A 23,167-nucleotide genomic window follows, 5' to 3' on the forward strand; every position below is an offset into this window, starting at 1 on the left:
GTGTGACCAATAAGCTGCCTCCAGAAATCTACCGGCGTCGGCGTATCGCCGCGGCGGTGTTGCTCGTTATCATCCTCGTTCTCCTGGGCTGGGGTATTTCCGCACTGGTAAACCGGGACAGCGAGGATTCTGAACCGGTGAATGTCACCAGGGATGACGGGAAAGAGGTGACTCCTCCGGAACAGCCCAAGGAACCTTACGCGCCTAAGTCTGACAAGGACTCGGAGAACGACAAATCTGACAAGTCTGACAAGGACGCCAAGAAGGACGACAAGGAAGGCGAAGACTCCGCGAAGGATGACGCTCAGGCGGCGCTCGCGAGCAAAAAGGACTGTACCCTTGCAGATCTGCAGGTGACGGCCACCTCGGATCAGCCGAACTACGGCGATGAGCAGCCGACTCTGGCGATTACCGTCCACAATCCCACCGGCGGTGAATGCCGCGTGAACCTTGATGAGCAGCAGTTGCGCTTCGAGGTGTACGACCTGGCAACGTATGAGCGAGTCTGGTCGGATGTGGACTGCAATGACTCCGAAGGCCACGGTGAACTGTTATTGGCACCGGGCGAGGAAGTCAACTATGCCGCCACCTGGTCGCGTCTGACCTCGGCGCCGAACAAGTGCTCCGAAGAAGACCGGGTCCCAGTTCCCTCCGGGTCGTACATCTTCTACGGCGTGATTGGTGACAACAACTCTGACGCCTACACGTTCAACATGCGCTAGCGCTTAGCTCCTAACCCAAGCTCAATGGCCTCGGCAACGGTGCCTGCTTCCAGCAGCTGCATCCCTGTCGGGCCTTTTGCGCCTCTGGGCACAATTGCCGTGTCGAAGCCCATTCGATGAGCTTCCTTAAGGCGCCACTCCAAATCGGTCACTCGCCGCACTTCGCCGGCCAACCCCAGTTCGCCGAGTGCAATGGTTTTGTCCTGGAAGGTCCGCTTAGTCATGGATGAGGCCAGTGCCAGCGCAATCGCCAGGTCCGCGGCAGGCTCCGACAGCGTCATTCCGCCGACGGTGGACACGTACATCTCCATGCGGGCCAACTGCTTGAAGTTACCGTGTTCAGTCAGCACGGCCGCGACCATCGGCACGCGCCTCGGGTCGAGACCAGAGACATTGCGTCGTGGATTATGTGCCTCGGTGTTGATTACCAGGCCCTGCACCTCCGCCAGCAGCGGTCTGCGGCCATCCATGGCCACGGTAATTGCAGTTCCCGAGGTCGGTGTTCGGTGATGCAAAAACAGCCCCGAGGGATCCTCAACTTCCGCAATACCGCCCGCGGTCTGCTCGAAGCAGCCCACCTCATCGGTGCTGCCGAAGCGGTTTTTCAGACCCCGCAAGAAGCGTAGCCCCGAGTGTCTATCGCCTTCGAAGTTGAGTACCACATCAACGAGGTGTTCCATCGTGCGCGGGCCGGCCACATTGCCGTCCTTGGTCACGTGCCCTACCAAGAAAATCGCAGTCCCGGTCTCCTTTGCCAACGCCGCCAGGGCAGAGGTTACGGCGCGGGCCTGAGCAACACCACCGCGAGCACCTTCGACGTCGGCACGCATCGTCTGCACGGAGTCCACAATGAGCAGACCGGGGGAGAGCTCTAGCGTCAGATCGATGACGTCCTCGATATTCGACACCGCCGACAGGTACAGCGAGTCCGACAGCGCGCCAGTGCGCTCGGCACGCAGTCGCACCTGACCGACCGACTCCTCACCTGTGACGTAAAGTGTCGGCCCCAAATCGCCGTCCGCGCAGCGATAGGCCACTTCAAGCAGCAACGTCGACTTACCAACCCCCGGCTCGCCGGCCAAGAGCACCAACGAACCCGGCACAATACCCGAACCGAGCACCCGATCCAGCTCACCGATGCCCGTGCGCACCGCGTGCGCAGCTTTGGCGGAAATCCCGGTAATGGCCGTCAGCTCAGAAGAAGAAGTGGGGATTCGATCTGTTGCGGATGTCTCGGCGAGGAAACGTTCCTCCGCATCGTCGTCAAGCGCGCGCTGTGCTAAACGCTGGCTCTCAGCCGCGACGGAAGTGGAAGATGCTTTACGACGGTCACCTCGCGTGCCGGGCTCCGTTGTGGCAGCACTTCGGCGACGTTGCTTGGCTGCCCGGGTGGCGATTTTGTCCTCAAGGGTGGAGCCGGACTTCCCTCTGCTGGAGCGGATAGTGACCTTCTCCAGTGTGCCCCACTCTTTGCAGTTGGGACATTGACCAACCCATTTCGACACCTGCCAACCGCATGCCGAGCATTCGTAGGCTTCGTCTTTGGTCTTGGCCACGGTGCAACCGCCTTTGCTTCAAACGAGGGGGCGACAGACCCGACAACGTTTGGTGCGGGATGTGCGGGAAATGTCGCTAAAAAATTGCCCCAGATACGCGAGAACGGGCCAGGGCAGAGTCAATGACATGTGTCAAGGACTGACTGTACCGCCGTGGCCCGTATCAAGCGACCAATCGCCCATGCCCGCTCGATGAAGCTCCTCGCGTTATTTGCGGGACAGGACTGCGCTGTACCAGCGCTAATAGTGTGCTGCGCGTGAACAGCGCAGGAACCGCGCCGTGCTGCGCTTACTTGGATTCAATCATGCCGTCAGCACCGCGGTTCGGTGCGCCAGCTTCCAGAATGTCAGCGGAGACGGTGATGTCCAGGTCGTAGGTGTTGGTCTGGCCCTGTGGGTCAGTGAACTCGAAGGTGGCCTCGCGGTTCTGGCCGGCAGCGCTGCTCTTGTCGCCAACCAGGGTGCTCGGGTCCAGCTCATTGGTGTAGTACGCGATGCAACCGGTGTTGTCCTTAGCGGTCTTAGCCAGCGGATCGATGACGGACTTCGGGCCGGCAACGATCTGGCACTCACGCGGTAGGGAGTTCTCGCCCTTGGCAGCCTTAGCGAAGGAAGGAGTCTCAGCGACCTTCTTCAGCTCAACCTCGCCGATACCTTCAACGGTGATGGACTTCAGCGTGTAGACCGACTCGGCAGCGCGCTGCTGGTTGCTGGCGGAGAACTTCAGACCAGCGGTACCAGCCTCCGGGTCAACCAGGATGTGAGCGTCGCGGATGTTGACGAAGCCAAGAGCCGAGTTGGTGTTCTCAGCACCCTTGCCGGCAGCATCTTCGCCGCCGTTCATCGCACCGTCGACAGCCGGGTGCTGATTTGCGGTCTGCGAAATCTGACCGGCGCCACAAGCAGCAAGTGCAACTGCAGATGCTGCGGAGACGGTGACGAGGGCGCTGCGGCGAAGTACGGACTTGAAGGCCATGACTAGATTTCCTCCAGTAGCTTGAGGATGGGCGATAGGATTTTCAGTATTTAAAGAACACCTTAGTGTCTTCCTAAGATGTTCTCATACTACCCGTAAAATCATGGGGGGACATGATAGGGTGGAAGGCCGTTGGAAAGGGCGTGTGCATTACATGGAATTCAGCATTGGCGATACCGTAGTTTATCCGCACCACGGAGCTGCGAAAATCGAAAACATCATTGAACGAGAGCTTAACGGTGAGACCGTTCAGTACCTCGTACTGCAAATTCTGCAGAGTGATCTGAATATCCAGGTTCCCGCCAAGAATGCCGAGCTGGTTGGCGTCCGCGACGTTGTCGGTGAAGAGGGGCTGCTAAAGGTCTTCTCCGTTCTGCGTGAGACCGATGTGGAAGAGGCCGGCAACTGGTCCCGCCGCTACAAGGCCAACCAGGAACGACTGGGTTCGGGCGATATTAACAAGGTCGCTGAGGTAGTCCGTGACCTGTGGCGCCGCGATCAGGACCGCGGTCTGTCCGCCGGTGAAAAGCGTATGTTGAGCAAGGCTCGCCAGGTTCTCGTCGGTGAGCTCGCGCTTGCCGACGGCGTTGATGAGGCCAAGGTCGAGGAAGTCTTTGCCCGCGTCGATGCCACTATCGAACGTCACCGCACACTGGCACAGGAAGGTGCCGCTGGTGAGAAGAAGGATGAAGCCGACGATAAGCCGGTGGACCTGGACGCAGACGCATAAGTCGTTTCCCTTCCCCGGTTCCTTCCAGTAGGGATTTTCTGCACTTTTCCGGTTAACGGCTAGCGCACACACATTGCCCGTGTGCGCTAGCCGTTTTCTCTTTTTCACCCGTATCTATTTCCCCGCTATGCTCGGGGCTGTGACTTTTCAAATCTTCGATACCGCAACCCGCCAACTGAAGGATTTTGAGCCTCTCCGCGAGGGGCATGCCTCCATTTACCTGTGCGGTGCGACCCCGCAGGCTCAGCCGCACATTGGCCATGTTCGTTCCGGCGTGGCCTTTGATATCTTGCGCCGTTGGCTGATCGCCAAGGGGTATGACGTCGCCTTTGTGCGCAACGTCACCGATATCGATGACAAGATCTTGAACAAGGCCGCCGAGCACGGCCGCCCTTGGTGGGAGTGGGTCTCCCGCTTTGAACGCGAATTTACCTGGGCTTACAACCAGCTCGGTGTTCTCCCGCCGAGCGTTGAGCCGCGCGCTACCGGGCATGTCACTCAGATGGTGGAGTATATGCAGCGTCTGATGGATAACGGCTTCGCCTACGCTGTCGATGGCAGCGTCTATTTCGACGTGGATGCCTGGTCAAAGGCTGAAGGTAGTGACTACGGCAGCCTGTCCGGCAACCGCGTCGACGAGATGGAGCAGGGCGAGACCAATACTCCGGGCAAGCGTGGCGCGCACGATTTTGCGCTGTGGAAGGCCGCCAAGCCGGGCGAGCCCTCCTGGCCGACGCCGTGGGGCAATGGGCGTCCGGGCTGGCACCTGGAGTGCTCGGCCATGGCCACCTACTACTTGGGTTCGGAGTTCGACATCCACTGTGGCGGTCTCGACCTGCAGTTCCCGCATCATGAAAACGAGATTGCGCAGTCGCACGCAGCTGGCGACGGCTTTGCCCGCTACTGGATGCACAATCACTGGGTCACCATGTCCGGTGAAAAGATGTCGAAGTCGCTCGGCAACGTTTTGTCTGTGCCGCACATTTTGACCATGGTTCGTCCGGTTGAGCTGCGTTACTACCTCGGCAGTGCGCACTACCGCTCCGTGCTGGAGTACTCCGAGGAGGCTCTGCAGGAAGCGGCAGCGGGCTACCGTCGTATCGAGGCGTTTATGCACCGTGCCGTCGATAAGCTCGGCGATATCGAAATCGGTGAGTGGACGCCGGCGTTCGAAGCAGCGCTCGACGACGACCTCGCTGTCCCGCGCGCGCTCGCAGAAATCCACAACGCTGTTCGTGGAGGCAATCAGGCGCTTGCCGACGGCGACGAGACCAAGGCCAAGGAGATTGCCGGTGCTGTCCGCGCTATGGCCGCAGTCCTTGGATTCGATCCGCTGAATGAGCAGTGGGCAACCTCCGATTCCGGTTCTGATGCAGCAATGCATGCGCTCGGTGTGCTGGTTGAGCACCAGTTGGAGGAACGCACCCGGGCTCGTGCAGAGAAGGACTGGGCTACGGCTGATGCTGTGCGCGACCGCCTGAAGGAAGCGGGTATCGAGGTAACTGATACCGCGGATGGTCCAGCATGGTCTGTCGCTGACTAGGGCTGAAAAGCTGGCTTTAGGCTAAAGAAAACTATTAACAACAGGAAGCAGGTAGCTATGGCAGGCAACGGTCGTCGTGGTGCAGTGCGCAAGGCAAGCAAGAAGAACGTTGGCGGCTCCGGTGGCCAAAAGCGTGGCTTGCGTGGCAAGGGGCCGACCCCGAAAGCAGAGGACCGCGTTTATCACGCAGCTCATAAGCGGGCGAAAGAGAAGCGCCGCCGTGACTCGGGGCGTCATGAGCGCAAGGGGGATGGCACCGAGCTGGTAGTTGGCCGTAACCCGGTCGTGGAGTGCCTGCATGCAAAGGTGCCAGCGGCCGCGCTGATTGTGGCGCTGGGTACCGACAATGACGAGCGCCTGCAGGAGTCAGTGCGTATTGCTAACTCCCGTGGTATCCCGATTCGCGAGGTACCCCGCCACGAGTTGGACACCATGACCGGCAACACCATGCACCAGGGTATCGGCCTGCAGATTCCGCCGTACAAGTACGCATCTGTCGAAGATCTGATTGATTCTGTGGCCAAGACCGGTGAGCCGGGCCTTATCGTCTGCCTGGATAACATCACTGATCCGCGTAACCTGGGTGCGGTCATTCGCTCGGTGGCGGCCTTTGGTGGTCACGGTGTGGTGATTCCGGAGCGTCGCTCGGCTGCCATTACGGGCGTCGCCTGGCGTACCTCTGCTGGTACTGCTGCGCGTCTGCCGGTTGCGCGGGCGACCAACATGGTGCGCTCGCTCAAGCAGTTCCAGAAGGCTGGTTACCAGGTCGTTGGACTGGATGCCGGTGGCGATCACACTCTGGACACTTACGACGGCACCACCCCGGTGGTTGTGGTCGTCGGCTCCGAGGGCAAGGGACTTTCGCGCCTGGTGCGCGATACCTGTGACACCATCATGTCCATTCCGATGACCGGTTGGGTTGAGTCGCTCAACGCTTCCGTTGCTGCCGGCGTGACTCTGAGTGAGTTTGCCCGCCAGCGCCGGGCAAAGAGTAGCCAGTAGCGCATTTGATACCCCCGTAGGCACCATTACCAATTCGTCATAGTAATGGCGTTTACGTGGGGTATTTTGCGTTCTAAATGGCGGCCGGTACTTATGGCTACCCCCAGTAGTTCAGCGCTTTAAAGATAATTCTATTTCCGGCGTGCGCTGCAGAAATGACGGCGTTATTATCACTTCCAACAGAAAATTATCCGTAGTTTCCTGAAGGGGAGGGCGGGCAAATCATGCTCCTAGAAATGGGGGCGTAATTGGCCGTAATTTAGGGATGCTCACGGACCTAGCGGTGGCTTGTACAGCTAGCTTTTGGGTCACTGAGATGTCAGACCACGACATCCTCAGCGTTAGTTTTTCTGTCTGCCGGGTCACCCCATTTCGGCAGCCTCGCAGTCTTAAAAAGAGCGGGGGTATTGGAGTCTGCTTTTAGAGAATCCAGTAAAAATACGGGCAGCCCCTCGGTGGCGAGAGGGGAGGTGGACGCACCTTCTCCGCAATCGTCACTCGAGGAGCTGCCCGATGTTTTTGTTGTTTTAAAAGCCACTCCGAAAAGCGTATGTGTCTATTTGCTCCACTTGGCAGCCTGAACGTCGTCACGCGTTGCCTTACGCGACCGCACCGTTCCGATGGCGTAGCAAATCAGGTAGAGGACAAACGCGATTGTCGTCACTAGAACGCTGACCGGGATGCCCGGTGCGAGCGAGAGGACGATGCCGCCGACAGCCGCGACCTCGGCGAAGATGGTCGACAGGATGATGGCCTTCACCGGCGAGGCAGTGACGAATGCGGCCGCGGCACCCGGGGTGATAATCAGGGCGATGACGAGCAGGGAGCCGACAATTTGCACGCCCTGGGCGGCGACGAGACCGGTGAGAATCGCGAAGTAGATCGATAGCGCCTTGACGTTGACACCACAGGCGGCGGCCATGATGGGGTCAGCGGAGGCGAATAGCAGCGGCCGCCATTTCCAGGCAACGCCGCCGACGACGATGACCGCGACGATGGCCATCGTCCATAGAGAAGTGTCAGTCAGACCAATGATCTGGCCGGTGAGAAGTGAAAACGCGGTACTTGTCCGGCCAGGGTAGAGGTGGATAAACAGCACCGATAAGCCCATGCCGAAGCTCAAAACCACGCCCACAACCGCATCTTGGCGCCCTCGAAGCGACAGTGCTGCCAGGACTATTGCGATGAGCACCGAGCCGATAATGGCGCCGCTGCTGACACTGACACCCAGTAATAGAGCCGCGGATGCGCCCATGAGTGCCAGCTCACTGGTGCCGTGGACCGTGAAGCTCATCTGCCGCATGACAATCAGGGGCGAGATGATGCCGGAAATTAGCCCAAGCAGTGCTGCTGCAATGAGGGCATTGTGGACGAATCCGACCTGGAGTAGGGCGGCGGTGTCGGAGAAATACTGAGCCAGTAGGGTCATTAGGCGATAACCAACTTTCCCTCGACACGGGCAACCACAATTTTGGTTTGGTAGAGCTCCGAGAGCGTCTCTGAGGTGATAATTTCCTCGACCGATCCGACCGCATGTCCATGCGGCGTCAGGTAGAGCACCCGGTCACAGACGCCCAGGATGGGGTTGATGTCGTGGGTGACAAAGACGACTGCCGTGTCATTTTCCCGGCGATGCCGGTCCAGGCGCTTGACCGTGGTTCGTTGTGCCGCAGGGTCGAGGGAGAGCAGAGGCTCGTCGCAAAGCAAAAAATCCGGCGCCGAAACGAGCGCCTGTGCCTGACGGACAAGCTGCTGCTGACCGCCAGAGAGCGTGCCGACACGACGGTCCGCAATACCCGTTGCGCCGACAAACTCCAGCATCTGGTCGGTGGCGGAGCGGTTCTTGCCGGCCGCCAGCTCGACGAGGTCGCGAACCCGAATGGGCAGCGAGGGCTCGAACATCCGCTGCTGCGGAATGTAGCCCAGGTTTCCGTCGACTTTTACTGAACCGTGAGTCAGCCGTCGCATGCCAAGGGCGGTGGTCAGCAGCGTGGATTTGCCGACGCCGTTCGGACCCAGGATGGCCAAGAACTCGCTGGGCTCGATATCCAAATTCAGACCGGACCACAGCGGTTCGACGGCTGCGTCAGTAAAAGTCAGTGAGGGCAAAGTTATGCGGACTCCATATCGGAAAGGGTTTGCTTGTAGAGGTCAAAGAACGACTGGTCAGTGCTGGGTGACTCAAAAACATCGACGATTTTAACGCCCTTTGCTTTGGCTGCCTCGACGAGTCGCTGCGAGACCTGGTCGTGGGTCTGTGGCGAGTCGATGAGGTAGTCCAGCTCGCCGGACTCGATCAGCTTGAGCATTTCATTGACATCGCTTGCCGACGGCTCGGACTCATTCAGCGTGGACTGACGGTAGCCCTTCGGGGTGATGTCCTTGATCTTCGTGTCCTTCAGGATGTCATCGGCCAGCGGGTGAACCTGAGCAACCTTAGCGGCCTTGAGCTTGCTCTTGGCCTCTTCGATGTCCTTGATTTCCTTGTCGACAGCCTTGGTGTCGGCCTTGGCGCCCATCTTGGTCAGAGCTTCGGCGAGCTGCTCTGCAGTTTCTTCAACCGCATCGGTGTCGTACCAGACGTGCTCGTTGGCCTCGCCATCGTGGTGGTGCTCGTGGCCTTCGTGGTCGCCATGGTCGTGGTCGTGGCCGTCGTGGTCATGGCCTTCGTGGTCGTGATCGTGATTGTGGCCCTCTTCCTGCGGCAGCGCAGAGATGATGACCTTATCCTTTGCGTCACGCAGAGAGGAGGTCAGCCATGCGTCGTAATGCCCGCCACCTGCGACGAGAATATCGGCGTCCTCTACCTTTGCCATGTCGGCTGCGGCCGGTTCGTAGGAGTGAGGATCGATGTCGTTGGACGCGATAATCGGGTCGATGGCGACCTTCTCGTCGTCGGTGACTGCGTCGGCGACGTCCGCCCAGACCTTGGTGGAGGTGACCACCTTAATGGTGTCTTCGGACTTGTCCGCGGACGTAGCGCTGTCATCATTGCTGGAGCATGCGCCGAGACCTGCGACGAGGCCGGCGCTGGCGACTAGCGCCGCGATGCGCGTGGAAAAGCGTGCCTTCATATATGTATCCAATCCTGTTGCGGGCTGAATTATTTCCTCTATTCAGCTCCTGAGTATTAACCGCTATTGAAAACAGTTGTCTTTTAGTTCAAAGAATATAGTAGGGGCTGCGGAGACCCAGTCACAAGGCGGATCGCTGCCGGAGTGGCAGAAATGACAGTCGCGCACATTCGTTGGGTAAAGTTGTCCGCGATTAGATGCGTGTAATGCTCGTTGCAGTTCTTTTCCATAAAACTGAGGTTTTCTACCTGAGGTAGATGAGTGAAGATAGCTGAGCGCGCAGTCACTGTTGGTTTTTCAAGAAGGGTCGGTATTCCGTGCAAAGTCGGCGTCGTCGTGGCACCTTGGCTTCCATCGCAGCAGAACTTGGGGTCTCGCGCACGACTGTGTCCAATGCTTACAACCGCCCTGACCAGCTCTCAGAGAAGTTGCGCGAGCACATCCTGGAAACGGCGGAAAGGCTTGGTTATCCGGGGCCGGACCCAATGGCTCGGGGTCTGCGCATGCGCCGGGTTGGCGCCATCGGCGTGCTGTTCACCGAGCACCTCCCATTCGCTTTTGAAGACCCTGCGTCGGTGGATTTTCTCGCCGGCCTTGCAGAAGAGCTCGGCGAAATGGGCGACTCCATGTTGGTCATCCCAGCTTCCTCCGAGGAGGGCGGGGACGTAGATCTCAATCTGATTCGGCAGGCGGTGGTCGACGGCTTCGTGGTCTACTCCGTCGCGGACAACGATCCGTTCCTCGCTGCGGTGCGCGCTCGCGGCTTGCCGACGGTCGTGTGCGACCAGCCTGCAGATGCGGCGGCTCTACCGTTTGTGGGCATCGACGACCGTGAGGCCATCAAGCCCGCGGTGCGGCACCTGACTGAGTTGGGGCATAGGAAGGTGGGAATCCTTTCGGTGCGCTTGTCGCGTACCCCGAACTCGGGATATGTCACGGAGAAGCGACTGGCAGAAGCTCATCACCAGGTGCAGAAGAATCGTGTCGAAGGTGCGCTGGAAGCGCTTGCCGAGGCCGGTATTCAGCAGGCAGATGTGCCCATCATCGAGCGTCACCTCAATGACCGCGAGAACAACCGCGATGCGGCTCGCCAGCTGCTGACCGACAACCCAGATCTCACGGCGGTGGTCTGCACTACCGATACTCAGGCAATTGCGGTCTTGGAATATGCCAAGGAGAACGGAATTCGTGTTCCGGAGGATCTGTCCATCACCGGCTTTGACGGAATTGAGCGCGCCCTCTTCCACAACCTGACCACCGTGATTCAGCCGAATAGGCAGAAGGGCATTGCCGTCGGCCGCGCGCTGGCCGAGGAGCTTGAGGCCGCACACGAGGACAGCGGTCGCGCTCCGCGCGTCTTGCTAGAGACTGAGTTTGTCGTTGGAGCGACAACTGCAGCGCCGTCGGTACCGTCAGCCGGGTAGCGGGCACGAGGGTAACAACATCGTGGCGCTATCGGAGGTTCCTGGGGTGGTAAACCCCACCTCGTCTTTACTGTGTTCGGATTCAGATTAAGGTCTATTACATGACAGATTCAACAAATTCGAGCACCGACCGATCAGCTGCGGCTCTCAATAGTCCGGAAGCTACCCGCGACGACCATGTCGAACTTGGTGGCCCCGTCGAATTGGATGAAATGTCTATCCGTGGCGCGATGAGTGAGTTCACCACTGGCGTGACCATTATCGCCACCGAGGATGAAGGCGAGGCGTACGGTTTTGCCTGCCAGTCTTTTTCCTCTCTCAGCCTCACTCCACCGATGGTTCTGTTTACTGTCATGAAGACCTCGCGGTCGTGGCCGCACATACGGAACGCTGGACGTTTCTCCGTCAACGTGTTGGCTGAGGATCAGGAGGATATCTCGGCAGCCTTCGGTCGCAGTAATGGAGAAAAGTTCAAGACGGGGAAGTGGACCCGCTCTGAGCTGGGCAACCCTTTACTGCACGGCTGCTCCGTGTGGATTGATTGCACCGTCGTCGATGTTTACGAAGGCGGCGATCACTGGATTGTGACGGCGGATATTGTGGCTATCGGCAAGCGTGAAGAAATCAATCCGCTCATTTACCACCGCGGTTCTTACGCACGGGTTTCTCACCCCGGCATCGATGCGCCTGTTGATCAAAAGTGGCGTCAGCGCCCCTCGGTGTAACCCGAGGTTGTCGCAGTCCAGCCACGGCGATCCTCGCCTGGCTTGGTGTCTTTCATCTCTCGCATGCGCAGACCGTTGTTGTCCTGCTTGTAGGTGAATTCGCCCGCAACAATCTTGTGGAAGCGCTCCGAATAGGTCTGCGCCTGGTCTGAGCAGTCCAAACTGCGAGTCTGCTCCGGGGCGCCGAATTCGACCGCCTCGCCCTTCCACTGCAGCGAACCAGAGCCGTTGCCACAGGAATCAGCGAAAGTATATGTTGTCTGCCCCAGCGTAATAGTCGGTGCCTGCGTTCCGTCCGGCACACCGTGGGGCAGGTTTGGGTCATCAAAAATCGCGGTTATCTGCCACTGCTTGCCGACGATCTCCGCTGCCGGCTTTGCCTGGCATGCGGTAGCCGTCATGGACACCGCCGCAACGACAGCTACTGTGGCAACCGCCTTTTTCCCGCTCCGCCCCATGCTGCGTGACCCCGTTAGTTAGCTGCCTTCTTGGTGCTCTTCTTAGCAGCCTTCTTCGTCGTCTTCTTGGCGGCCTTCTTTGTAGCCTTCTTCGCCGTCTTACGAGTGGTCTTCTTTGCTGCCTTCTTGGCCGACTTCTTTGCAGTCTTCTTAGTGGACTTGCGTGTGCGCTTTGCGGTCTTCGGAGCGTTTTCCTTCTCGTACTCCTCGTGAACCTTCTTGAAGCTCAGGCCTTCCTTCTCCACTCCGAGCATGCACATCAGAGTGACGGCATCGTAAAAGTCCTCGGCGAAGGTAGCCACAATTCGCCGTGCGCCAGCAGCGGTCTTTTCTTCGACCTTGTGAAGAGCCTCGTTCTGAGCAGTGCGAGTGTCTGTGACCTTCGGTGGCACGAATCCTCCTGGCAAGCATGGCCTTAATTGCGCCCAATACACCTACTTCTGCCAGCCATCTCGCCATATGCTCCCGTCACTGAGCTCAACCGAGTTCAGCGGAGAAGGAATGGGATTGTGATGACGCAGTTTCGGCTTTAAGCGCTACTTACAATTCAAAAACCCAATTCTACCACGTTGTTGATAGGTCGCGCGGTGTGGACAATGCTCCCACGGTACGGCTAGTCCACGCGCGGGTTCATACCGCCCTTGAAGCGGTAGTTGCGTGGACGGCGAGGCTTGTTCCGCGGATTCACAGGACGGATGCGACGCATACCGGCCCGGATTGGACGGGTCAGGCCACTGTCTTCGCGCAGTGCGCGAGGGCGACGGAGCCTGCGCGCCATCCATTCACCGAGGACAATGCCCGCAGCTAGTGCCGTCGCAATGCCCAGCGCTGAGGCCAGCGCCGTAAACCCCTTGGTCGGGTGGTCGTGCAGCAGTGCGTGCATACCGCGGTAGATTGTCATACCCGGAAGCAGTGGGGCTACGCCTGCCACTGCCGTAATTAGCGGCGGGATGGACCAACGTCGTGCCAGCAGGCCACCGATGAGACCAATCAGTGTTGCTGCCGCGCCTGCGCTGGTCACCGGATGAACTCCCAGCGGAGTCAACACGTAGTAGTAGGTCATTGACCCCAGCAGGGCGACCGTTCCGGACACTGCCAACGCAGTGAACCCAGCATTCGAGGCCAACGCAAATGCGATTGAGGCGGTAGTTCCCGCTATCACCCGCACTGTCGCCTGGGCCAGGTTGAGGTCGGAGCCCGCGATGACGTCGGGAAGCGGAATGCCCAGCATTCCAGAAAACTCGATGCCCATCGCGATGCCAGCGACGATGCCGCCGGTCAACAGCATGGTGTCGAAGAAGCGCGCTGAGCCAGTCACTGGCGCGCCGGTGATGCCGTCTTGCAGTGCTTGCACGAGGGTTAGGCCGGCGAGCATCACGATGATTCCCGAGGCAATTAGCCTGGATGGCTGCATTTCAAAGGGAAGGTATGCCTGTGCCGCATTGAGTACAGCAGCGGAGAGTGTGGCGATGAGACCGCCGACTGCGTTTTGGAAGAATGTGGGCAACTCGCGGGCGGCAAGCTCGCCAATCACAATGACAATGGCCAGTGTGACGGCAGCCGCGATGAGAGCGACCTCGAAACCAGAGCCGAGTAGCACTGTCACAGATGAGGCCAGCAACGCCCAGCCAGCGTAGATGACGCGGAGGCGGTATTTTGCGGGCTCACGCTCGACCTTGTCGATAGCCTCAATAGCCTCCTCCAGGCTCAGATGGCCCGCGCGAATTCGGCGGATGACACGGTCCGTGTGGCGCAAGCGCTCGAAGTCGGGCACTGGTGCGGTGACTACGCGCATAGCCGTAATTGGTGTGCGGCGGGCACCGATGAGGTGGTAGACCGTCACCGAGGTCAACGTGATGTCAACCTGGATCTGGGTGAGACCATAGGCTGAGGTCACGGTCTTAATCTGCAGCTCGGTGTCGCGGTTGCCCGAGCCACATGCCAGCAGCAGTCCTCCGATGCGAGCAGCGAGATCGAGTACGGCCGTAACCTGGCTGGGGTCGGAATAATCAATCGGTGCCAGCGGCAGTGGGGTAGTGGTCGAGTGCACTAGGTCGACAGTTGCCGTTGGGCCGGAAACGAAATCAATCACGCGCTGCTTGAAGGTGGACTGATTGTCGATTGCAGGAAACTGGGTCTGCGGAGTGTCGTCGTAAGAGACAGTGGGGTCAGCGGGGTAAGCGACAGCGGCTTCGGCATCGTAGGCATCATCCTTCGCAGCGGAGTTTTCTTCGGCGTTGGATTTGTTGCCACCATCGAATGGCATGTCGGCACTTCCTTTCCCCGATACTGCCTGGGGTGCGTTGCAGCGCTATTGCAAAGACGAGTTCTAGAGGCGTTGCAGCAACATAGCCCCAGTGATTTAGCGATAGTCACACTACCCCGTCGGTGACGGAGAATCTCAATTCGTTTTCGGTGGGGTGAATTTACCTATCTGAGCGGGGCTTTTAGTGTGCAGAAAAGTGTTCAAGAAGTGCGGTTGCAGTATTCCTGTGGTGTCGTTTTTAACTTCTGCTTGCCAACCTGTACAATCGCCTGTCAGCGGCACAGCTGAGTTCGATTCTCAGGTTGACTCTGATTCTTTCGAGCCAGCGACGGCTAACGCCAAAAGGGTCGCTTTAAAGTTGCCGGGATGGCGCAATTGGTAGCGCAACTGATTTGTAATCAGTAGGTTACGGGTTCGAGTCCCGTTTCCGGCTCCAAAACCCCAGGTCAGGAAGTTTTCCGGCCTGGGGTTCTTTGGTTTGAGAAGCGTAACTCCGGAAAAACTCCGGAAATACTCGCCCCGAGTCCAGAAAACGCCCTCGCGGAGGGTTATCCGAACAGCCGGAGCGCGTCGGCGGCGAACGCTTCAATGAGGGCTGAATTGTCTACGTCCACGGCGCGGTTAATATAGGCCGCCTCTGTGGTGGAGGCCGAGGCATGCCCCAGCTGCAAGGTCGCCAGGGCCGCGTTGCCGGTCGCAGCCATGGCGGTGGCCACCGTGTGACGCAGGTCATGGTAGGAGATGACCGGCGGCAGCAGCTCCCGGTCAGCCTGCGCCACGTCGTCGGCGGAGCGGTGCGGCAAGCGTGCCCACGTCAGTGCCTCGGTTAGCGTCTTACCGGAGCGGGTCATGGGGCGGGTGGGGTCGTCGCGCATAGGCAGTACCCACGGAGAGAGTACCTGCTGGGAGCGCCAGCGTCGCAGCACAGGAATCACTGACGGCGGCAGCGCTATACGCTCCTGGACACCTCCCGAGTCTCGTTTCTTCTGCCGGTGCGGAGTGACCCACCACAGGCGGGAGTCGGAAGTGTCGATGTCCTCCCAGCGGAGGCTGTTCACCTCGCTAATGCGTAGGCCAGTGGACAGCAGCAGGGCGAGCTGGGGCACGAGCCACTGGGAGCGCGGCGGGGCGGTGCGCAGCGTAGTGGTCTCCGTGTAGGCATGTACCGCGCGCATGAGCGCGCCCATCTGCTCACCGCGGAGAACGCGCGGGGCTGACTTCCGCGCCGCCGGTACTGTTGGCTTGGCTATCTCACGCAGCGGGTTAGCGGGTACGACACCATTGTCGGCTAGCGCGGTGTAGAGGCCGCGCAGCACGACCCAGGTCATTTCTGCGCGGGACGGATACAGCAGCGTCGCAGGGTCTACGTCAGGAACCGGCGCGGTCACGTCGGCGGGGAGCGGGTACGCGGCTAGCCCCTCGGAGCGGCGAACCGCCGCCCACTTCTCCCAGGCGGCAACGATTTTCCGCTGCGTGTCGCGTCGCTTCTCTACCTGCGCCTGCTCCTTGGCAATATCGTCGGGAGTAGGGCGACGCTGCAAGTAAATAAAGTCACGGGCGACCTTGTGAGTTACCTGCCCCACGGTGAGGTGCAGCCCACGCTGCGGGTTGTCGATGTAGTCCGCGACGTAACCATACACACGGGAGGTCTCCCCGTGGACACGGGTCAAGTCCTCGGTGTCGTCGCTGGTACGTAGCTCAAGCCAGGCGCGCGCTGCGTCCGCCAGCGGGGTGTCGATAGTAATACCCGACCAGGTGGACGACGAGCCGCGCGCTAAAGCCGCGTCAACTTTCGCGTGAGCTGCTTCTACTGCGTCCGTCTGTCGTACCCGGTGGACACGCACCTCGGAGGACTTGCCGTCCCACCCGCAGTAGTAAATCGTGCAGTTCCAACTCCGCGCCTTGTGACCCGGCGTGTTGCGCAGAGCGCGCGGGATTGTCTTCCCGTCGCTATCGAGTGGGGTCAGGGTAGGTTCTCCGCGCTGGCCGGGTGCAAGCTTTGGTCTGGGCATATGCCCATTCTAGTGGGTACAGCGGATACTACCGACACGCCCGCAGCCAGGCCGCCGTCTCTACGCACGCAGCAGCGTGTACTCCCGCCAGGGTGCCAGTGGGCACGCCTAGCAGCGACTCCGCCTCGGCGGTAGATATGCCGCGCGCGGCAGTGTGGACACCGGCCAGCGGCGCGGTGCCTGCAAGAATGGCGCGGAGCGCTGCGAGGTCTGCCATGAGGGGTCTCCCCGCCCCGGGCGCGGGGGAGGGGGATTGCGCCCGGGGCAAAACCGAATATAAAGCTACTAGCGTCAGGCCGCGCGGCGAGGGTAACCCGGGGGATAGTGAAGCGGCCCCTGTGCCGTCCTCTGGCACAGGGGCCTTGCCCAGGGCCGACCACAAGGGGCGACCTGCTCACAGCCTACATGTTCGCACGGCTGTGCGAAAGTGCCCGGCGCTAGTCCGGGGTGCAGGTTACGGTTACCTCGTATCCCAGCCCAGGACACCTAGGAGACATAATGATTGACCTTGACCGCGCTGTCTGCAACAACAAAACTTTGATGATAACTTTCCCCGAAGTCGTACTCTGCTACGACGACCGCGAGACTTACACGCAGGCCGTTCTGAAACTCAACATGATGTTGTATGGCTTCGCCTCCGGTATCAGCGACGCTGTGCCGCAAATGACACTCGAAGAGTTAGAGGCGTATCTGCCAGCTCCGCAGCAGCTAGTGACGCTCTAAGCTTCGCAGCCCCGGCCAACCGGCTGGGGCTTTTCTCATGCCGCCAACCGCTCCATGGCCGGGCGCTCGTGGCCGTTGAAATCGACTGAAAGCCAGTTGTCCCCCTGAGGGGTATGACTGAAAACCCCGGTCACGATGACCGGGGTTGGGACTGCACGGTCATCGTGACCGTGCAGACGGGCAACTGTCTGATTTTTGACCACGGTTGGCGCGACAGGCGGGAACTATGTCGATGGGCAACACGGTTGGCAGGTATGGCCCTCACGCCCACGGTTGGCACGGACGGTGAGAACCCCGGTCAAGATGACCGAGCTTTCTCACGCCGCTAACCGCCGTAGCGCAGCCACCGTCGCCGCCTCCTGCTCCGTAGCCGGGCGCTCGTAGCCGTTCAGCAGGGCGGCCAGCCGGTAAGCAGCTAGCGGGTCACTGGCACCTGCCACAGGCCGCCCGACGCGGCTCACGGCTCCAGTAGATAGGTCTACAACGTACATTTAGGTCTCCCTGGGCATAGAAAACTAGTGTCAATTGACACCTACAATTCTACTATTAGTGCAGGTAGAATGGGGCGTATGACGCAGAAAATAGAAATCAATATCGACACCACGAGGCACGCCGCGGAGGAGACCCGGGCGCTTGCCGCTGACCTCCGGCAGCTCGCCGACGACACGGTGACAGAACTGCTCGCGGCAGTGAAAGCGGACTTCTCGCAGGCTAGCCAGGACGGCGACGTATCGCCGATGTTTGCCGAGCCGCTGGCTACCGTCGAGGCTGCACTGGAACGGTGGCGCGTCGGGCACTACGCCTATGCTGACAGTCTCGACCGGGCCGCAGCAGGGTTGGACGCGACTGCCAGCGGCGCGGAGGCAGCTGAGACGGACGCTGTGGCAGCCGCCGGGCGCGTGGAGCCGGGCACTGTGACCAGCGGAGACCGCGGGCCGGACCTAACGCACCTCGTCGAAAGCGCGGTCAGGGAGCCTGACCGCGGCCCTGACCTCACACAGCAGGCAGAGAGTCGCGTGTGGGAGCCTGACCGTGGGCCTGACCTGACGCACCTGGTGGAGAGTAACGTGTGGGAGCCTGCGCCAGCTGACCACACAGCGGAGGCAGAGAGTGCCGTGCGCGGGCCACTCGCGCCTGGCGACGATGTACTGCACGAGTGGGAAAACTCCGAGGCGCTAGCGGCTCACGCCCGCCGCGGCGTGGACACCTCCGAGGAGGGTAGCCGCGTCGGGCTGACCATCGACGGGAACGGGGAGAGGGTCGAGAAGTCGCGTCGGGCGGTGTCCTGGACGCAGGACGTTTTCGCCGTGCCGCTACACACTGACTGAAACTAGCCCCGCGTCACGTGGCGCGGGGCACGCTTAGGGGACAAGAAAACCGCTGGTCAGCCCGGCGGTAGGGGAGTGGGGCGGATAGCACGGGGAGGCTAGCGCGGATAGGCGGCCCGGGAAATGTGTGTGTGGGGGGGGGCAGAAAAGGCGGCGGAGGCGCACGACGGGGCGGGAAATGGTCGCGTGGTCCGACCACGTGGTCGCCGCGTGGTCGCTATTCATGCTGGTCAGAGCGAAAATGGTCGCATGGTCGTTTTTCGGGGTCTCGCGCGTGTGATGGGGAAGCGCGGGGAGGAGGAGGAGGGGAGCACCGCAGGGTAGGGAACAGTCTATATGTGAAGTAAATTTATAGGTGTTACTTATAAGTAGCTACTACTATCCTACAGTCTTTTCCTCCCCCCCCCCTTTGCCGTGATTTTTCACTTTTGCATACGACCCCCTCAAAAATCGACCACGCGACCATTTTCGCCTCTACCAGGGACTTTAGGACCACGAAACGACCACGCTTCTAAATCGTGGTCGGCCACATCGACCACGTTTCCCCTCTCTCGGGTCTCTGGTGGCGGTCAAAACCCGGAAAATTCCTCACTTATTGATTTGCTGGCCCTATAGGTAGGCGGGCTGCCTGACATGTATCCCCGCCAAGGTGCCCTCCGCGCGGCGCTGTGGGGTCGCTGCTGCCATTGTGGGCGCGATGGTCTCCCGTGCGTCGCACGCCTCCTAGGTGGACACGCTGCTTCCGGGCACCAGAAAATACCCCCATTTTCGGGTGGCTTTAAATATATTTCTGGGAATTTATATAGTTGACAGTTGTCAACACTACAGGAGGGGTCGCCCGGTGACAACTTCGCGGGGGTGAGCTGACCAGCGTTTTCCTTGTCCCCCTGCAGGGAGCTATCTCAAAGCGTTGACACGTGTCAACGCTATATTTGCAGGTAAAGGCCTATATATCCGTCATGTTCGGCGCATTCCGAGCGTTACTATGGGGCCATGAAAAATTTTCGACCCAGTACCCCCGCCGAGCGGTGGCTCACCGAGCCGGAGGCCGCTCGCCGCATGGGACTTTCACCCCAGACCCTGTCCGCCCGCCGCCGTCGAGGCGGCGACATTCCCCTGCATGTAACGACCGGCGACCGCCGCCACCTCTACCGCGAGGCCGACGTGGAACTGTGGCTGGCCGCCCGTACCACTGACCCGGCAGCCGCCGCCATGGCCTCCATCGTCGAGGCCTCACGCACTCCCCGCGGCGAGGTGGCTACCGATGGCGCGACTGTGGCGCTCGGCGGGTTCACCCTCACACTGGCCGACCGCCACGCGCTACGTGCGGCGCTCGCCGAGTGCCCGGCCTCCATGACGGTGCTCGACCTGGCGCAGGCCGCCTGCCTGGACGGCACGCTGGTCTCGGTCACATGGTGCGGCACTCTAACCTCGCGTGAGGTCACCGCCGCAGTAACCGCGCTGGGCACCCACGCGCAGCGTCGCCCCCACACCCCGGAGGAGGCGGCCCGCTCCCTGGGCACCTCCGCCATCTACACCGCAATCATCAACGGCGCGAGCAGCGCCACCTACCGAAAGGCAGCATAATTATGAGCACCATCGCAGAACTCCGGCGCGAGCTGGCAGCGACCGGCTCCATCACCATCGGCGACTATCGCCTGACCGAGGACGACTACGCGGGCCTGGCTAGCGGCCTCCAAAGCCTGGCTGAGGAGCAGCAGGCAATCCGCGACGACTGGGCGGAGCAGGGCGACGACGACGTGGACCTGACCGACCTCGACATCTCCCTGCACGACCTGGCCCGTCACGTCGGCCCCTGGCACGAGGAGGTGCTGTACACCGGCGACCTCCCAGAGGGCGACCTCGACGAGCTGACCCGCCGCGCACAGCTGAGGCTGGACGTTGCCCTCCACGCGGCCCGCTTCCCAGGCGACACGGCAGAAAAAGCGCTGCGAGCACGCGGCACCCTCGCGGCCATCGAGCGCGCCCGCTCCGAGCGAAAGGCGGCATAGGCCATGCGATATGAAACCGAAGCACAGAAAATTGCCCGCCTATCGAGCAGGAGGTACACCAAGGCGCAGCTTGCACGGCTCCTCGCCGAGGGCGACCGGAAGCGCGACGCAGCAGAGCGCCGCGCAGCGGACGCAGAGGCCGCCGCCCAGCGCGCTACAGACACGGTGCAGGAGCGACTGGCTGCCGAACGTCGCGGTATCCGTATCGACCGCGCAGAGACAGGTTGGGAGGTCACTATCCACGAGTCCGGGCGAGCGACCCTGCGGCTGGAAATCCCCACCCACAGCCTCCTAATGGAGATTGTCGCAGCCCTCGCGGAGGAGGAGGCTCCCACCGCTCTGGACGGACTGGCCGCCGTAGCCGCGACCGGCAACGCCTCTATCGGCTACCGCCTGCCGTATGTTGCATGGCCGGACACCTCCGGCCCGTGGGGCCGCGACGAGCGTGGCCCTATCCGCGCCTACCGCGCAGAACACGCGGCAGCCCTAGAAGCCCTCGTCACGGCGGAGCCTAGCGAGTACCCGGCAGCGTGGGCACGCACCGCCGTTGCCGCCAACGCTGCGCACGAAAAAGCCCCCGCGCTGCTGCAACAGCGCGGGGGCGAGTAAGTCCACGGCCCTGCAAGGCCCGAACCATCAATTCAAGTACGGAGTTTACCATGCCCGACTCACTGTGGGTGCGCACCCGCCGCCCCTACGACCCCACCACCCCCTGCCCGCCCGCCTGGCGCGGCACCCGCACCATCGACGGTGTGGACTACGTGATGGGCGGCCTGCCCGCCCTGCGCGTCGCCGCCGAGCGTATCCGCACCGCCCCCGCCGTCGCCTTTGACGTGGAGACCCCCGGCCTCGACGTGGCCGACCGCGCCCGCCCCAAGGCGGTTACATTCTCCGATGGGAAAACCGCCCTGCTGTGCGACCCCCGCGACGAGGAGCAGCGCGCCCTGGCGCAGGAAATCATCGCTCGCGCCCCGGCCCTCATCGCACATAACGCCATGTATGACGTGTCCGTCCTCAAGGAGGCCGGTATCGTGTCGTCGCCGGAGTACGTCGAGAAGATTACTGACACGCTGGTCGCCGCCCGCCTGGTGCGCACTCGCCAGCACCAGGCGGTCACCCTCACCGACTGCGTGGCCGACCACCTGGGCGGTGACCGCCAGGCAATTACAGAGGCGCTGGCAGCCCTCGGTATCTCCACCGCCGACTGGTACCGCCACGGCGACATTGACCTGCCAGACTATGCGGTGGGTGCCATGGCCGACACCGCAGTACTGCCGGGACTGGCAACCGCGCTGCGCCGCCGCGCAGGCGAGTTTCTAACCTCCTCGGTTATCGGCAACGGAGGCGAGGCGGACGACCCGCTGCGCCACTGGATACCTGACGAGGCGCAGGTGCAGCACATCTGGGACCGCGAGCAGACCGTCAACCGTGTTTTCCTGCGCCAATGTCACCACGGCCTCGGTGTGGACGAGACGGTGGTGGCCCGCTACGAGGAGCAGGCTCGGGAGCAAATCGCCGCCGACGAGGCACTGCTGCGCGAGGCCGGTGTCATCAAGGACGGCAAGCACCGCGGGCACCGGGTGACCGCCCACCTGGTCGAAACCGGCAAAGTCGCGGCGGACGGCGCGCCGACCGTGAAGAACGCGACCGAGACAAACCCCGAGCGCTACGCAGCAGGTAAGACATTCCTGTCAAAATATGACGACGACCCGGTAGTCGCAGCACACCTCCGCGTGGCCGCCTACCGCAAGACCGGAGCAACCTACATGCGCGGCACCCTCGACGCGCGCGGCACTGACGGGCGCGTACGCACCGACGTGCATGTCCTCGGCGCAATCACGGGCCGCACGTCCTACCGCAGCCCGGCGCTGCAGCAGTTCGACGCGGCTGCCCGCCCCGCTATTCTCGCCGACACCGACCCGGACGGGTGGGTGTCCATCGACGTGAAAGCGATGGAGCCGGTCGTTTTGGCGCTAGCGGCAGGGGAGATGGACTACGCCGCCCTCATCGAGACTGGCGGCGACGCGTATCTGCCCCTGGCGCGCCTGGCGGGTTTCGTGCCCGAGGACGTGCCCGACGCGGAGGCGGCAGAGCACCCGGGCCGGAAAAAGGCGAAGACGCTCTTTCTCGGTCTCATGTACGGCATGGGCGACGCGAAGCTGGCGGAGTCGCTGGGCATGGACCCTGACAGCACAAAGGATAGGCGGGAGGCGGCACGCCTGCGCGCCACGATTCTGGCCGCAATCCCGAAAATTGAGAACCTGCTGGGCACCGCGGCCGCGTGTGGCACCACCTATGGGGAGGTATTGACCGTCTCGGGTCGCCGTATCCCTGTCGCCTACGGGTCCGGCTACGCCGCCCAGAATTACCTGGCACAGGGTAGCGCCTACGACCTCCTGGCGGAGGCCATCGCCGAGTGTCACGCCGCCGGGCTGGCTGACCATATCCGGCTGGCGGTCCATGACGAGCTGGTGGTGGACGCGAGCGTCGCCGACCAGGTGACCGACATTATGGCACGGGCTACCCGCCACATGGTGCGAGTGAACCCGGAGGCCGCCGCCCGCCGCCTCGTCCTCGATAATCACTCCCTGCCGCACCACTGGAAGAAGGTTTAAA

The 23,167-nt window shown here is 61.3% G+C and carries 25 protein-coding genes and 1 tRNA gene; 15 read left to right on the plus strand and 11 right to left on the minus strand.

Going from position 1 to position 23,167, the window contains the following annotated elements; genetic code table 11:
• Positions 1 to 2 precede the first annotated feature (2 nt).
• The gene (locus tag HMPREF2860_RS01260) at positions 3 to 722 is read left to right on the plus strand and encodes a hypothetical protein (RefSeq protein ID WP_070628475.1); all 720 of its coding nucleotides are present in this window, start codon (positions 3 to 5) and stop codon (positions 720 to 722) included.
• On the opposite strand, the gene radA is transcribed toward HMPREF2860_RS01260, so the two are convergent.
• Both radA and HMPREF2860_RS01270 read right to left on the minus strand, forming a co-directional pair.
• On the minus strand, positions 719 to 2,278 hold the full coding sequence (gene radA / locus HMPREF2860_RS01265) for a DNA repair protein RadA (protein ID WP_070560471.1): 1,560 nt from the start codon (positions 2,276 to 2,278) through the stop codon (positions 719 to 721). The genes HMPREF2860_RS01260 and radA overlap by 4 nt on opposite strands.
• 289 nt (positions 2,279 to 2,567) lie before the next feature.
• Positions 2,568 to 3,254 carry a hypothetical protein gene (locus HMPREF2860_RS01270; protein WP_070628476.1) on the minus strand — a complete coding sequence of 229 codons (687 nt, stop codon included), beginning with the start codon at positions 3,252 to 3,254 and terminating at the stop codon, positions 2,568 to 2,570.
• Between the two features lie 154 nt (positions 3,255 to 3,408).
• Between HMPREF2860_RS01270 and HMPREF2860_RS01275 the strand changes: the two genes are divergently transcribed.
• From HMPREF2860_RS01275 to rlmB, 3 genes are all read left to right on the plus strand, one after another.
• Entirely contained in the window at positions 3,409 to 3,984 is a 576-nt protein-coding gene (locus HMPREF2860_RS01275; protein ID WP_038626586.1) for a CarD family transcriptional regulator, read from the plus strand.
• Between the two features lie 139 nt (positions 3,985 to 4,123).
• Positions 4,124 to 5,527, plus strand: coding sequence for a cysteine--tRNA ligase (cysS, locus tag HMPREF2860_RS01280; RefSeq protein ID WP_049171927.1), 1,404 nt, complete (start codon positions 4,124 to 4,126; stop codon positions 5,525 to 5,527).
• 57 nt (positions 5,528 to 5,584) lie between these two features.
• On the plus strand, positions 5,585 to 6,529 hold the full coding sequence (gene rlmB, locus HMPREF2860_RS01285; protein WP_038626584.1) for a 23S rRNA (guanosine(2251)-2'-O)-methyltransferase RlmB: 945 nt from the start codon (positions 5,585 to 5,587) through the stop codon (positions 6,527 to 6,529).
• A 556-nt stretch (positions 6,530 to 7,085) separates the two neighbouring features.
• Here the strand turns inward: rlmB and HMPREF2860_RS01290 are convergent.
• The 3 genes from HMPREF2860_RS01290 to HMPREF2860_RS01300 are packed head-to-tail and all read right to left on the minus strand — an operon-like array spanning position 7,086 to position 9,603.
• Positions 7,086 to 7,958 carry a metal ABC transporter permease gene (locus HMPREF2860_RS01290; protein ID WP_070560475.1) on the minus strand — a complete coding sequence of 291 codons (873 nt, stop codon included), beginning with the start codon at positions 7,956 to 7,958 and terminating at the stop codon, positions 7,086 to 7,088.
• Positions 7,958 to 8,638: a metal ABC transporter ATP-binding protein gene (locus HMPREF2860_RS01295; protein WP_070560476.1), complete on the minus strand. Its 681-nt coding sequence runs from the start codon at positions 8,636 to 8,638 to the stop codon at positions 7,958 to 7,960. The genes HMPREF2860_RS01290 and HMPREF2860_RS01295 overlap by 1 nt, the downstream gene beginning before the upstream one ends.
• A 2-nt stretch (positions 8,639 to 8,640) precedes the next feature.
• A complete protein-coding gene (locus tag HMPREF2860_RS01300) occupies positions 8,641 to 9,603 on the minus strand; it encodes a metal ABC transporter solute-binding protein, Zn/Mn family (protein ID WP_070560478.1) in 963 nt (320 codons plus the stop codon).
• Between the two features lie 317 nt (positions 9,604 to 9,920).
• Here HMPREF2860_RS01300 and HMPREF2860_RS01305 point away from each other — a divergent pair, with 317 nt between their 5' ends.
• Together HMPREF2860_RS01305 and HMPREF2860_RS01310 are read left to right on the plus strand one after the other, a co-directional pair.
• Positions 9,921 to 11,027 (plus strand): LacI family DNA-binding transcriptional regulator, encoded by a 1,107-nt coding sequence (locus tag HMPREF2860_RS01305; protein ID WP_038626578.1) that lies wholly within the window; start codon positions 9,921 to 9,923, stop codon positions 11,025 to 11,027.
• Between the two features lie 101 nt (positions 11,028 to 11,128).
• Complete coding sequence (locus tag HMPREF2860_RS01310; protein ID WP_038626576.1) at positions 11,129 to 11,752, plus strand: flavin reductase family protein; 624 nt, start codon at positions 11,129 to 11,131, stop codon at positions 11,750 to 11,752.
• Here the strand turns inward: HMPREF2860_RS01310 and HMPREF2860_RS01315 are convergent.
• From HMPREF2860_RS01315 to HMPREF2860_RS01325, 3 genes are all read right to left on the minus strand, one after another.
• Positions 11,734 to 12,153: an META domain-containing protein gene (locus HMPREF2860_RS01315; protein ID WP_224786626.1), complete on the minus strand. Its 420-nt coding sequence runs from the start codon at positions 12,151 to 12,153 to the stop codon at positions 11,734 to 11,736. The genes HMPREF2860_RS01310 and HMPREF2860_RS01315 overlap by 19 nt on opposite strands.
• A gap of 71 nt (positions 12,154 to 12,224) precedes the next feature.
• Complete coding sequence (locus tag HMPREF2860_RS01320) at positions 12,225 to 12,602, minus strand: hypothetical protein (RefSeq protein WP_038626573.1); 378 nt, start codon at positions 12,600 to 12,602, stop codon at positions 12,225 to 12,227.
• 221 nt (positions 12,603 to 12,823) lie between these two features.
• Positions 12,824 to 14,476, minus strand: a complete 1,653-nt coding sequence (locus HMPREF2860_RS01325; protein ID WP_070628477.1) for a threonine/serine exporter family protein — start codon at positions 14,474 to 14,476, stop codon at positions 12,824 to 12,826.
• A gap of 360 nt (positions 14,477 to 14,836) precedes the next feature.
• Here HMPREF2860_RS01325 and HMPREF2860_RS01330 point away from each other — a divergent pair.
• A tRNA-Thr gene (locus HMPREF2860_RS01330) sits at positions 14,837 to 14,912 on the plus strand.
• Positions 14,913 to 15,024: 112 nt separating this feature from the next.
• Here the strand turns inward: HMPREF2860_RS01330 and HMPREF2860_RS01335 are convergent.
• Positions 15,025 to 16,488 (minus strand): tyrosine-type recombinase/integrase, encoded by a 1,464-nt coding sequence (locus tag HMPREF2860_RS01335; RefSeq protein WP_083309488.1) that lies wholly within the window; start codon positions 16,486 to 16,488, stop codon positions 15,025 to 15,027.
• 28 nt (positions 16,489 to 16,516) lie between these two features.
• Entirely contained in the window at positions 16,517 to 16,705 is a 189-nt protein-coding gene (locus tag HMPREF2860_RS01340; RefSeq protein ID WP_070628479.1) for a hypothetical protein, read from the minus strand.
• A gap of 281 nt (positions 16,706 to 16,986) precedes the next feature.
• Here HMPREF2860_RS01340 and HMPREF2860_RS01345 point away from each other — a divergent pair, with 281 nt between their 5' ends.
• Both HMPREF2860_RS01345 and HMPREF2860_RS11005 read left to right on the plus strand, forming a co-directional pair.
• A complete protein-coding gene (locus tag HMPREF2860_RS01345; RefSeq protein ID WP_141752971.1) occupies positions 16,987 to 17,211 on the plus strand; it encodes a hypothetical protein in 225 nt (74 codons plus the stop codon).
• Between the two features lie 113 nt (positions 17,212 to 17,324).
• Positions 17,325 to 17,540: a hypothetical protein gene (locus HMPREF2860_RS11005; protein ID WP_141752972.1), complete on the plus strand. Its 216-nt coding sequence runs from the start codon at positions 17,325 to 17,327 to the stop codon at positions 17,538 to 17,540.
• On the opposite strand, the gene HMPREF2860_RS11115 is transcribed toward HMPREF2860_RS11005, so the two are convergent.
• A complete protein-coding gene (locus HMPREF2860_RS11115; RefSeq protein WP_168164990.1) occupies positions 17,529 to 17,702 on the minus strand; it encodes a hypothetical protein in 174 nt (57 codons plus the stop codon). The two genes, HMPREF2860_RS11005 and HMPREF2860_RS11115, sit on opposite strands and share 12 nt — an antisense overlap.
• 78 nt (positions 17,703 to 17,780) lie before the next feature.
• Here HMPREF2860_RS11115 and HMPREF2860_RS01350 point away from each other — a divergent pair, with 78 nt between their 5' ends.
• The 6 genes from HMPREF2860_RS01350 (at position 17,781) to HMPREF2860_RS01375 (ending at position 23,166) form a co-directional block, all read left to right on the plus strand.
• Positions 17,781 to 18,539, plus strand: a complete 759-nt coding sequence (locus HMPREF2860_RS01350) for a hypothetical protein (RefSeq protein WP_070628481.1) — start codon at positions 17,781 to 17,783, stop codon at positions 18,537 to 18,539.
• Between the two features lie 123 nt (positions 18,540 to 18,662).
• Positions 18,663 to 18,863, plus strand: a complete 201-nt coding sequence (locus HMPREF2860_RS11120) for a hypothetical protein (protein WP_070628482.1) — start codon at positions 18,663 to 18,665, stop codon at positions 18,861 to 18,863.
• A 669-nt stretch (positions 18,864 to 19,532) separates the two neighbouring features.
• Entirely contained in the window at positions 19,533 to 20,126 is a 594-nt protein-coding gene (locus HMPREF2860_RS11190) for a helix-turn-helix transcriptional regulator (RefSeq protein WP_210386739.1), read from the plus strand.
• 2 nt (positions 20,127 to 20,128) lie between these two features.
• Positions 20,129 to 20,551, plus strand: coding sequence for a hypothetical protein (locus HMPREF2860_RS01365; protein WP_070628484.1), 423 nt, complete (start codon positions 20,129 to 20,131; stop codon positions 20,549 to 20,551).
• A 3-nt stretch (positions 20,552 to 20,554) separates the two neighbouring features.
• Complete coding sequence (locus tag HMPREF2860_RS01370; RefSeq protein ID WP_070628485.1) at positions 20,555 to 21,160, plus strand: hypothetical protein; 606 nt, start codon at positions 20,555 to 20,557, stop codon at positions 21,158 to 21,160.
• A 50-nt stretch (positions 21,161 to 21,210) separates the two neighbouring features.
• Entirely contained in the window at positions 21,211 to 23,166 is a 1,956-nt protein-coding gene (locus HMPREF2860_RS01375; protein WP_070628486.1) for a DNA polymerase, read from the plus strand.
• Position 23,167: the final 1 nt, after the last annotated feature.

The sequence above is a fragment of the Corynebacterium sp. HMSC064E10 genome (assembly GCF_001812505.1).
GTDB lineage: Bacteria > Actinomycetota > Actinomycetes > Mycobacteriales > Mycobacteriaceae > Corynebacterium > Corynebacterium amycolatum.